The following is a 6,542-nucleotide window of genomic DNA, read 5'->3' as shown; positions in this document are numbered from 1 at the left end:
ACATTATTTTTCCACCATGATAATAATAGATATTTTTAGGATTAAGAGATTTGATTTTTTTCAAGGACTGCTCAGCTTTTTCGATATCCAAACAATAGTGTGGATTTGCAATAACCATTTTGTTCACCTCATTAACCGGTGCATCACCCGTAAAAACAGTATGTAATGAAGGGGAATAAGGAAATATGACCGGAAGTGTGTCCAGGAGTTTCAATAATCGTACATTGTCCATCGAGAATTTTGTCGCAATCCACACTTTCATATCCACTGATACATGCTTCAAACTTTTTAATTGTTGAATAAACCATATGCCAAATTCTTTTTCTTCCTTTGATAACTTAGCTAACAAGTCATCAGTAAGATTACACTTTCCTCTCCAGCCATGTTACTGCCTCGATATGGCTCGAGTTGATGGAATTGATGTCTGTGGGGGATTTTTGAACCTTACGTATGAGGAAACATATCTATTAGAATCTTGATTTGATAGATATTCCCATCTCTAATAAATTGAACTACACTCACCCTTATAATATGTCTTTTGTCCTAAACCTTAGCAAACCTGCAGAAATAATAATTACAAATGAAACGAAGCAAATGGAATACATAATCCATCCTTTTTCACCAACTCCAAAGGTTTCTGTCATAGTTGAAACTATTGGATAAGTCCAGGGATAGTATATCCAATACTTAGTAGAGTTGGCTATCAACATAGATGGAAGTGAAAGGCCTGCCCCGAATGCAAGGGGAATACCTATATGTGAAAATCTAAAGCTTAAATAAAATTGCATTGCTATAACAGGCATTGAAGCAATTAGAGCAATGAAGGGTCTTACTACCATAAGGTGAATAGGAATACTATCGTTACCCCCAAACCATATTCCTATAGCAATCATCCCTATACAAAATATAAATACACTGTAGATAATTGTAAAAATACCTATAATAAGTTTCAAAAAGTACACATCTTCTCTTTTTACAGGCATTGTTAAAAGCTGCTTCCAACCATTACCACTGTGTTCGACTCTCGTAATCATAGCGATTATAACAGTAATCGTTATCGGAAAAATTAAAGATGAAAATTGAGACATACTTCCTATAAATAAAGTATTCCATAAATCAAAATCCAACTGCCCATTATTACTAGATACAAACATTGCCCCTTGAAATACTGCAAATAATGGGATAATTGTCGCCATTAAAGCTATATTTGTACGTTTTAATTTAAGAATCTCCATTTGCAAGGTCTTTATCATTTAAACACCTCCTACAAAATGTCTCTTCTTGTAAATTCAATATTTCCAATGATCGTAATAATTGCTCCACAGACAATTCCTCCATAAATAGAAACAGAAGAATCGAATCCTTGCAGTCCTCCGGCAAAAAACGGATAAAGATAAAGAGAGAATTTTGCAATTTCAAAGGATTGATATAATATAATGGATGAAAAAATTACACCTATAAAGCCTATAACGACTGGTATAGCTTGGTTTTTAAATATAGAACTCATCCAGTTATGCAGAGCAGCAACCCCAAATATTCCAACAAATTGATGTATGATATAGCTTCCATAATGCTCTATACTTAAAGGTTCAGGAAATCCAATAACCTTACCTACTACAACAAGTCCTATTGCATTAAGAACAATCAATATGCTGCTAAAAAGTACTATGGTAATGAACTTTGAAATAAAAACAGAAGTTCTTGTAACTGGCAAGCTTAATAAACTTTTCCAGGAATTTCGATCAAACTCAACCTGATGAACCATTGCACTAATAATTGCCACAAATATAGGAAGGAATATTCCCCACTGCAGCATAGTGTGGTTTTCATTAACAAGCATTTCCCAGGAGGTTAATCCTCGTTTTTGTGCCATTGTAAATAAATAATCATATCGAATATACATATCTAAAAACATTGCTGCCGTTGTGCCTAAAGGTATTACTAATATAAATAACCACAGGAACCCGCTTTTTTGCTTCATTACATCGTTTCTAACAAGTTTTATCAACCTCATGACTCCTTCTCCTTACTACTCTTTCTCGTCAGTCAAATGAAGGAAGATGTCTTCAATGGTATCATGCTGCGAACTTATTTGATAAACATCATATCCATTTAACACAAGTTCTCTATTTATATGTGCCGGATTTATACCCTTATCTTGGATATTTAGCAACCCGTTTTTTTGATATACAGTATATCCTTTAGTTGTCAATTGTTTCAGTGCAGCTTCTGCTGGTCTAACATCCATTCTAATCTCTGTCCTACTTTTACCCTTTAACTCATCTATCGTTCCTTGAAATATAAGCTTTCCCTTTTTCATGATTCCAACATGGTTAGCTATCAATTCAATTTCATTTAATATATGACTTGAAACAAAAACCGTTATTCCCTGAGTTTTAGGTAAACTACAAATAAGATCTCTTATCTCATGAATCCCAGATGGGTCAAGTCCATTTGTAGGTTCGTCTAAAATTAGCAATTCTGGATTTCCAAGAAGTGCTTGAGCTATACCTAGCCTTTGTTTCATTCCTAATGAAAATTTCTTAACAGCCTTGTTTTTAACATCCGTAAGTTTAACGATTTCCAGAACCCTATCAATCTCTTTTTGATCAACCTCTAGTATTCTTCTTGCTAAATCTAAGTTCTCATAAGCTGTTAGATGTCCATAATATGAAGGATATTCAACCATTGACCCAACTTTTTTTAGTATTTCCAATCGACATTCCTTCATTGGTTTTCCAAATATGGTTACGTTTCCGTTCGTTGGCCTTACAAGTCCAAGAAGCATACGTATTGTTGTAGATTTTCCTGCCCCATTTGGTCCTAAAAAACCGTATATCTCTCCCTTAGGAACCTTTAAATTTATATTGTCTACTGCTATAAAGTTTCCAAATTTTTTCGAGAGTTTATTTGTTTCAATGATATATTGATTCACATTAATTACCTCCTTCATCTAAAGGTTAAAAACTTTTAAGGAATAAACTTTGCTGACTATTTTATTTTAAACTCAAATACGGGATAAGTATCAATTGGTTCAAATCCAAGCTTGAAGGCGAGTTTCTTTGAAGCAATGTTATTTTCTGCGGTTTCCCATAATGGCAACATATTTTTTTCTAGGAAATATGAGATTAACTTGATTGCAGCCAAAGTAGCATATCCCTTCCTTCTTTCCTCTACTATTAATGTGTCGATATCAATAAAATATTCTTTGCCAAAAATAAAACCATTATTTTTGGCGATCGAAATAACAGTATCTCCCCTTTTCACAACTACCCCGACTGTCTTTTTTAATTCAGCAGAATTCTTTCGATTTGAAGATCCCCCTTTTGGCAATATATCGAATGTTTCAAACTTAAAATTGACATCACTTCTCTCGTGACAATTTGCACGAAGTACTTGTAAAAACTTTTCTACGTTTAGTCTATACACAGATTCGTAATGTTTATCAACACGCAATTTATCAATTTCCTTCAGAAAGAAGTTATCCAAATGTTTTGAATCACTTGTGTAAATTTCAAACCAGTTTTTCTTTTGTTTTCTGCAATCGCATATCACCGTATCCTGCATAAATTGCTTGATGCTCGTCTTCTGTTGTGCAGTGGTTACCTCCCCTAGCAAATACATCCATCTTCCAGTAGCCCAAACAACAGCAACATGGGGCCTTTGTAGATGATCAACAAATACTCGTCCTGGATAGTTCCCCCTAATGACGGCAATTGCAGGAATTAATTGTTTTTTTTTGGTGTAAAAAGGTGAGCTACAGCAGAGAAGCTGTCATATGGCAACTCAATCATCTTCCTACCTCCACTTCGATCCATACTGGGATTAAATAATGTTCAACAACCTAAACCCGGAATAAAATATTGCCAGAAGTCATAAGCATTTTGAACCCACTCCAACAATTTTATATCCTTATTAATCTCACTCAACACGCTTTAAAATACGATATGTTGTGAACCAATAAACAAGGTATTGCCCAATACCTAAGGCTCCAATACTACAAATAGGAATGAGAAGGTGTCCAGAAAAAAGGAAGCATATCCCTGCAACGATAGGGAGAGCAAAACTATAGTAAATATATACATTTCTGCAAGCCCTGTAAGTTACCCATTGTTCTCCCTCATCCATTTCGCGAAATTCCGGGGGAATCAAGCCAAACGGTTTAATCTGACTATCCGGATGTTTATGATTATAAAGTTTCAATAAAAATAGCCATAAAAACATACAAAAAACTAATACACCGAAGCATAACCTAGCCAAACCAACCATCGAATTCGTTATAGACAGTAACAAAAATGTAATTAGCAATATAAACAAGCTCATCGGTATGAGCGGAGACCGCAATATTTTTTTTAATAACATTTATTCATTCCTCCTTTAAATAAAAAACTTCTTCAACTGCAACTTCAAACGCAGCCGCTATTTTTAATGCCAATGTTATCGAAGGGGAATAATCCCCTTTTTCAATTAATCCTATCGTTTGTCTAGTGGAACCAATTTTATCTGCCAATTCTTGCTGCGTCCATCGAAATCTCGCCCGTAATTCACGAACCCTATTCACTAGCATTACCAATCCTCCTAATGACAATATAATTGTAAAACATCATTTGCATAATGTCAATAATCATTTGCATTTTGTAATAAATGAATTCCTTTTTCGCATCTTGACTTCACCAAATGTTTTAATGTCCAGTGAAAAATACTATTTGAACATTCCGTTCCTATAATTTTGTCTGATAAGAACTGTCTGGTTAATTAAAATCAGCGTACAGGGGGAGCGGCTATTTCCTGTCCTCCCACCTGAAATGCGGGTTCGCACCAGGTTGGACAAATAGCAGTAAAATCTTCATTAGAATCGATTAAAAAAGCCCTGCCATTACCGTAAATCTCCCCTTAGAGGGGGAGACATAATGATTCAAAATGGGGAATTCTACTGGATCCACGATCATTCAATTTACATAAATCATGCAGTAGAAATTGATTTTACACCACTTGAAAGGACACTAGGTCAAGTCCGAAATTGTGTGTAAAATCCTCGGCAGATGGTTCGTTAACCGAGACGCACCACTTTGTTACTTGCCTTAACTCTCTCTATCCGCCAATGCTTGAACTCAGTCATGTCAAAATATATGTTGCCCATTGCCCATTTTTCGTCCTGTTCCATAAGCAATGCACCAATAAGACGATATACAGACTCACGATTAGGGAAAATACGAATCACACGCTCTCTGCGCCGAATTTCACTGTTTAAACGCTCCACGGCATTCGTTGTCCTAGTTTTGACGCGGTAAGGTGCTGGCAGCATAAGCACAGCAACAGCATCATCAAAGCCTTCATCCAGGATCTCCATAGCTTTTGGAGCATGGTCTTGAAAACGATCAATGGTTTGCTGCAATAACATCCGAGCTGCCTCTCTGTCCGCTGCTTCAAAAATGGAGCGTACATGGGCCTTAACTTCGCTGCGCAATGCCTTGGGCGTTACATCTAGAATGTTTTTCATGAAGTGGGTCTGGCAGCGTTGCCAGGTCACGCCCTGCAGATGCTTACGAATGGCTTTGACAAGGCCGCTGTGATGGTCGCTGGTGATCATTTCAACACCGCGTAAGCCTCGTTGCTTCAAGTGAACAAAGAACTCACTCCAAGAGGCTTCCGATTCGGTGTCCCCAATCATCATGCCGAGTAATTCACGCCGGCCTTCAAGGTTGATCCCCGTGGCGATCATGAGCCCACGGGAACGAACTCGCCCATCTTCACGCACCTTGAGGAACATGGCGTCAACGATAAGAAAAGGGTACTCGTTGGTCAGAGGGCGATGAAGCCAACTTGTCACGATCGGATCAAGTTGTTTGCAGAGTTCGCTGACGGTGGATTTAGAAAAGTCCTCGCCGCATAATACTTCCGTGATGTTGGAAACATTACGAGTCGAGACGCCATAGATCACCATCTCCATCATGGTCAGAATGAGTGCTTGTTCGCTCCGCTGGTAACGAGAAAACAACTCGGTGGAGAACTTTCCGTTTCTAAATCGGGGCACATGCAGGGTCAAAGAACCCACCCGAGTCGTGAGGGTACGAGTATACGTACCATTGCGGTAATCTTTGCGATCCTCTGTGCGCTCATAGTTTTTAGCTTGCAGTTGTTCTGTTGCCTGGGCTTGCAATACTTGATTCAATATAGACTCCAATAACTGAGCTACCGCCTCATCACGATCGCCTAAAAATAGTTGATGAAATAATTTGGAGTCTAGTGTAATCTGGTATTGAGCCATTTCAAAATCCCCTTTCTAGAATGTTGTCTTGGTAACTCCATTCTAACCGAGGATTTTGGAAATGGCTCTCTTATTTTCGGAGAATCCATTTTACACAATTATATGGACTCAACTGGGACAACTATCTTTTTCACGTTAATTTATTTTATAAAATACATTATCCTGAATTATTCATACTTCCAATGAAGATTTAATTTGATACCAAATCCAATGATTTTTTGTTATCTAAACAAGTAAGAGCTGTTAATTTCGATAAATATGATAAATGATAAAG

7 protein-coding genes and 1 pseudogene are annotated in these 6,542 nt (G+C 37.0%); all 8 read right to left on the bottom strand.

The genetic code is table 11. The annotated features are described in order from the left end of the window. Positions 1-331, bottom strand: a pseudogene (locus IEV18_RS17385) (MBL fold metallo-hydrolase); the annotation flags it as partial. Between the two features lie 193 nt (positions 332-524). Then, on the bottom strand, positions 525-1,253 hold the full coding sequence (locus IEV18_RS16140; RefSeq protein ID WP_188393393.1) for an ABC transporter permease: 729 nt from the start codon (positions 1,251-1,253) through the stop codon (positions 525-527). 11 nt (positions 1,254-1,264) lie between these two features. Then, positions 1,265-2,014: an ABC transporter permease gene (locus tag IEV18_RS16135; RefSeq protein WP_188393392.1), complete on the bottom strand. Its 750-nt coding sequence runs from the start codon at positions 2,012-2,014 to the stop codon at positions 1,265-1,267. Positions 2,015-2,029: 15 nt separating this feature from the next. Next, positions 2,030-2,935 (bottom strand): ABC transporter ATP-binding protein, encoded by a 906-nt coding sequence (locus tag IEV18_RS16130; RefSeq protein WP_188393391.1) that lies wholly within the window; start codon positions 2,933-2,935, stop codon positions 2,030-2,032. A gap of 56 nt (positions 2,936-2,991) precedes the next feature. After that, positions 2,992-3,708 carry a GNAT family N-acetyltransferase gene (locus IEV18_RS16125; RefSeq protein WP_229733695.1) on the bottom strand — a complete coding sequence of 239 codons (717 nt, stop codon included), beginning with the start codon at positions 3,706-3,708 and terminating at the stop codon, positions 2,992-2,994. 213 nt (positions 3,709-3,921) lie between these two features. Continuing rightward, positions 3,922-4,362: a hypothetical protein gene (locus tag IEV18_RS16120; RefSeq protein ID WP_188393390.1), complete on the bottom strand. Its 441-nt coding sequence runs from the start codon at positions 4,360-4,362 to the stop codon at positions 3,922-3,924. A 4-nt stretch (positions 4,363-4,366) separates the two neighbouring features. After that, a complete protein-coding gene (locus IEV18_RS16115; RefSeq protein WP_188393389.1) occupies positions 4,367-4,567 on the bottom strand; it encodes a helix-turn-helix transcriptional regulator in 201 nt (66 codons plus the stop codon). Between the two features lie 483 nt (positions 4,568-5,050). Continuing rightward, on the bottom strand, positions 5,051-6,268 hold the full coding sequence (locus IEV18_RS16110; RefSeq protein ID WP_188393388.1) for an IS256 family transposase: 1,218 nt from the start codon (positions 6,266-6,268) through the stop codon (positions 5,051-5,053). Positions 6,269-6,542: the final 274 nt, after the last annotated feature.

It is taken from the genome of Compostibacillus humi (genome assembly GCF_014637175.1).
GTDB classification, from domain to species: Bacteria; Bacillota; Bacilli; order Bacillales; family Amphibacillaceae; genus Oceanobacillus; species Oceanobacillus humi.
This window is presented reverse-complemented; position numbering and strand designations above follow the sequence as displayed.